Here is a 4,511-nt window from a genome sequence, read left to right as displayed (position 1 = left end):
ACGCGCTTTGGTTGGAAGCAACTTACTTTCCTATTGTTAACAAAGACAACAAAGTGACTGCTATTTTTAAAATAGCTTCTGACGTAACCAATATGGATAACAAAAGACGCGATCTTGAAGCTGCTTTCAGTGCATTAGACCGTTCCATGGCCATAATTGAGTTTACGGGGGATGGACACATTTTAAATGCTAATGAAAACTTTTTGGCGACCGTTGGCTATTCATTACAAGATGTAGTCGGTAAACATCATCGAATATTTTGTTTTGACCAATTCTACGAAGAAAATCCCAACTTCTGGTCACAAATCGGTTCGGGACATTTTTTTACCGGCCAATATGAGCGAAAACATGCCTCAGGGAAGACCATATGGCTAGAGGCCTCTTACAATCCGGTATTTGACGATACTGGTAAGGTGGTAAAAGTGATTAAGTTTGCCAGCGACATTACCAGCAAAATCGAGTTAAATCATAAAGTGATGCGTGCTGCGGAAATGTCATTTTCTACCGCTGAAGAAACTGCACAAATTGCTAAAAATGGTGCGGAGTTGCTTACAACATCAGTGCAAATGTCCAACATCATATTGCAGCATGTCTCTGAGACCTCAGGAAATATTGAACAATTAAACGCTGAATCAAAAAATATCGAAAACATTGTTTCAACAATCAATGATATCGCCGAGCAAACCAATTTGTTGGCGTTAAATGCAGCTATAGAAGCTGCTCGTGCAGGTGATCAAGGACGGGGTTTTGCGGTAGTTGCTGACGAGGTAAGGAAACTGGCATCAAGAACCAGTACTTCAACCGATGAGATCAAAGAAGTTGTCAGAAAAAACCGTAAGTTGACGAGTGATGTGACGTTAAAGATGGATAGTGTTAAAGAGCGTGCAATGGCCAGCAATGATCAACTTAATGCAGTATCGTCGGTAATGAATGAAATATTACAAGGAGCTGAGGATGTTTCTCGAACAGTTTCATCATTGCTATAGCTCAGAGGAATGATTTCTTTCGGATTAATTTCAGGAATGCGTCTGTTAAATAATTAAAGTCCTGAGCTTTTGGTACGCCATAATGATAATAATCATTCAAACCAATGATGGAAAAAATGATGGGCCTGAAAACTTTATTAATATCACTCATCTTTCTCATCACAGCGTGCACGTCCGAAAATGTTGATGACCTTCCTTTAAAATTAGCAGGGGTAAATTACCTCGTGATTTGCCTACTCTTGTCGCCAGCAAAAATAATCTTTTTGAAAAAAAACCATTTAACGATTAATGTCTCATTTACAGACTCCGGGAAGCAAAATCTTGATGATTTGCGTGCTGGTAAAGTCGATTTCGCTTTAATGTCTTCTACCCCTTTTATTCTCGACAAATTAGCTAATGCAGGTAATGAGTTATCCGACAATGAACCGGTTATTCTGGGCAATCTGTTACATTCAACACAGGTGAATCAGATATTAACTACGCAAGGTAGAGACATCCAAACAGTTAATGATTTGAAAGGCGGCAAAGTAGGTTTAGCTAAAGGTACAAATTCTGAATATTTGTGGTGGTTATATTCAGTTTTTTATCAAGTAACGCCGGGTAGCGTAGAAATTATTGATTTACCGGTATCTGAGTTAGGAGAAGCTCTGCAAAATGGTGAGGTTGATGCCATTGTCGTTTGGCAGCCATGGACAAACCAATTTATGCAGCAGTATGACGGCCAGTTGAAGCAAGTTGAAGGCAGTCATGTATATAGTGCTAAATGGTTACTGGTCACCACCAGAGAAATGGTGCGTGACAATCCTTATTATTGTCAGCAAATATTAAAAGCTTATGCGCAAGCTATCAACCTTATACAGACTGACACTGAAAAAGAGATGCTGATTTATAGTGAGCATGCCAATAAAGACCAATATGCCGACACTAATTACCAACCTGGCCTACACCAGCTAAATCTGAATTGGGCTTTAATTGCAGAGCTACATCAAGGTATCCAGTGGGCAAAACTCCATCATTTTCCAGGATCTGATCAACCAACCGATGTGACTTCGTGGTTCGCTCCTGAACCCATGCAGACAATAAAACCGTTTTTAGTAAAAATTCCAACGGTAAGTTCTACAGAGACCTTGCCATGAAAATGGTTCAGATATCTGTTTTATTTATCAGTACATGCTTGCTAGGCTTATTTTTTCTTATTGTTTTGGCTGCCTGGAGTTACGGCCAAGTCGAATCTAAACGCGATGAACTGAATGCTCTTGGTGCCATTAAACATAAAATCGATGCCTTATCAGTCGGCAGCGATAATTTATTGATTTTTCGTGGTGATGACAGGTTATGGCAGGTTTTTTTTAAATGATGCACGGACCATCCAGGCGCAGCTTGATGCATTAGAAAAAGGTAAATTCAATGCTCAACGGGCGATACGTCATATCGATCAATTAATTCAATCGATGGAAGATGCTTATCATACCCCGCCCGAAAATAGTAATCTTATAAACAATGACTTAAGTCTAAATCCACTAGCCTTACCTTTGAGATCTCGACTAATTATCAATCAGGTTGCAGATCATGGCATTGCCATTGAGAGTGCGATAGATCAGTTAATGCAAGAAAACCAGCAAATTATTGAAAGTCATATCAACCGAATTCTGTTTGTTTATATATTCTCCGCACTGGTTTTTGGCATTTTGTGTGTAATCGCCTTCGGAATGATGTATCAACGAATTGCTGTTCCTACCCGAAATCTTATTAACACGATTACCAGAATAGCTGCCAGTGATGAAACAGCCAGGGCTGAGGTAATCGGTAAAGATGAAATGGCTGAACTTGCCGTTGCATTTAATGCTTTACTGGATCAAAAAGATCTTTCCAAAAAACATATCATTCAACAACAAACCGAGCTGAGTCAGCAGGCTAATTTATTGGAAATCGCCGGAAGAATCACACGATTCGGCGGCTGGTATGCGGATATGGAGACTAATCAGCTCAAATGGTCAGATATGGTGGCTAAAATTCATGGAAAGCCATTGGGCTTCTCGCCCTCACTTGATCAGGGACTCTCTTTTTACATCCCCGAGCATCAAGCTCGAATCAAAGAACTGTTTACCGCTTGTTATGAGCAGGGGACTCCCTATGATGCTGAATTACAAATTATTAATTCAGCTGGTGAGCCTCTATGGGTACGTACATCAGGAGAAGCTGTCCGGGATTCAAAAGGTAAGATCATTGGTGTACACGGTGCTTTTCAAGATATATCAGATCGTATGGAACTGGAAAATCGTTTACGTCAATCTCAAAAACTGGAAGCTGTCGGCCAACTCACGGGCGGGGTAGCACACGATTTTAATAATCTATTAACAGTGGTTATCGGTAATTCACAGATTCTCACTGAGACGCTTGAAGAATCAAACAAGCTTAAACCGTTAGCCGAAATGATTTTGCAAGCTGGTTATCGTGGTGCTGAGTTAACCCGCAGCTTACTGGCTTTTGCCCGAAAACAACCACTCGATCCTAAACCGGTCAACATTCAACAATTAATTAAACAGCTGTGGCCTTTGCTAGAGCGGGCGTTAGGCGCTGAGATTTCCATTCAATTTCATGCAGATGATAATTTGCAGCAGGTGATGGTCGATCCGGGGCAGTTTGAAAATGCATTACTCAATATTGCCCTAAATGCTAAAGATGCGATGCCTAGTGGCGGACGCATTGTTATAGAAGCTCAAAATACTCATTTACCCGATAGATATGCTGAGAATCATCAAATTGATGCAGGTGAATATATCGTTATTGCCATTTCAGATTCGGGGTGTGGTATTGCTGCAGATAAGCTCCAGAGAGTGTTTGAACCGTTTTACACCACAAAACCAAAAGATAAAGGAACTGGTTTGGGTCTTGCGATGGTGTATGGCTTTATCAAACAAAGTAACGGTCATGTAAATATATATTCTGAGCCAGAACAGGGCACTACTGTCAGACTGTATTTACCAATTGCTACCTCTAATGATTCGTCTGCCAGAAACACTCAACCTTCCATTAGTGAAATACTTCCGGGGCATGAGCATATTCTGGTTGTCGAAGATGATGCTTTAGTCCGTGATTATGTTGTCTCGCAATTAACGGCTTTTGGTTATCAAGTCATCTCTGCGAACGATGGCCAGCAGGCGATAGAAATTCTGGAGTCTGATCAATTCATCGATTTGTTGTTAACCGACGTTGTTTTACCAGAAGGATTAAATGGTCGGCATATTGCTGAAAAAGCCGTTAAATTGCGACCATCATTACGCGTGTTATATACCTCCGGTTACACTGAAAATTCTATTGTGCATCATGGGCGGTTGGATCCGGGCGTTATGCTGCTCTCTAAGCCCTACAGTCGTGAAGAATTAGCTATTAAAGTACGAATAGCTTTAGATGCTGGGGTGGCAGAGAAGTAACAATCAGCTTATTTGTTTCGTTTGTGTTCTTATCCGTACATTCAAAGCTTGCAAACATGCATGATAAAGAAATCTGCACAGCAAAATATCC

4 protein-coding genes are annotated in these 4,511 nt (G+C 40.6%); all 4 read left to right on the top strand.

The genetic code is table 11. From position 1 onward, the window contains the following. Positions 1-986, top strand: a 986-nt coding sequence (locus tag A9E74_RS13395; RefSeq protein WP_069297102.1) for a methyl-accepting chemotaxis protein, incomplete at its 5' end; no start/stop codon positions are given. A 104-nt stretch (positions 987-1,090) separates the two neighbouring features. Continuing rightward, positions 1,091-2,122 carry an ABC transporter substrate-binding protein gene (locus A9E74_RS13390; protein ID WP_084003100.1) on the top strand — a complete coding sequence of 344 codons (1,032 nt, stop codon included), beginning with the start codon at positions 1,091-1,093 and terminating at the stop codon, positions 2,120-2,122. After that, the gene (locus tag A9E74_RS14395) at positions 2,119-2,343 is read left to right on the top strand and encodes a hypothetical protein (RefSeq protein WP_069297100.1); all 225 of its coding nucleotides are present in this window, start codon (positions 2,119-2,121) and stop codon (positions 2,341-2,343) included. The genes A9E74_RS13390 and A9E74_RS14395 overlap by 4 nt, the downstream gene beginning before the upstream one ends. After that, on the top strand, positions 2,312-4,420 hold the full coding sequence (locus A9E74_RS13380) for an ATP-binding protein (protein WP_069297099.1): 2,109 nt from the start codon (positions 2,312-2,314) through the stop codon (positions 4,418-4,420). The genes A9E74_RS14395 and A9E74_RS13380 overlap by 32 nt, the downstream gene beginning before the upstream one ends. Positions 4,421-4,511: the final 91 nt, after the last annotated feature.

The organism is Methylophaga muralis, from assembly GCF_001720165.1.
GTDB classification, from domain to species: Bacteria; Pseudomonadota; Gammaproteobacteria; order Nitrosococcales; family Methylophagaceae; genus Methylophaga; species Methylophaga muralis.
This window is presented reverse-complemented; position numbering and strand designations above follow the sequence as displayed.